Origin of the sequence: Streptomyces sp. BE303 (assembly GCF_036290945.1) — a bacterium.
In the GTDB taxonomy this organism is placed as follows: Bacteria; Actinomycetota; Actinomycetes; order Streptomycetales; family Streptomycetaceae; genus Kitasatospora.
Window position 1 is genome coordinate 1 of the sequence record NZ_JAQYWZ010000578.1, and the last position, 293, is coordinate 293.

Annotated in this window: 1 protein-coding gene; it reads left to right on the top strand. The window is 71.7% G+C overall.

Annotated features, from left to right (window positions below; all coding sequences use genetic code 11):
- The coding region (locus tag PUR56_RS12900) for a polyketide synthase dehydratase domain-containing protein (protein ID WP_329948998.1) at nt 1-293 on the top strand (293 nt) is incomplete at both ends.

A 293-nucleotide genomic window follows, 5' to 3' on the forward strand; every position in this document is an offset into this window, starting at 1 on the left:
CGCACCCACCCCTGGCTCGCCGACCACGCCGTCAACCACACCGTCCTCCTCCCCGGCACCGCCTTCCTCGACCTCGCCCTCCAAGCAGCCCACCACACCGACACCCCCCACCTCGAAGAACTCACCCTCCACACCCCCCTCACCCTCCCCGACCCCACCCCCCACCACCTCCAGATCCGCACCACCACCCCCGACACCACCCACCACCGCACCCTCACCATCTCCTCCCGCCCCGAACACACCACCACCTGGACCCTCCACGCCACCGGCACCCTCACCACCCCACCACCGGC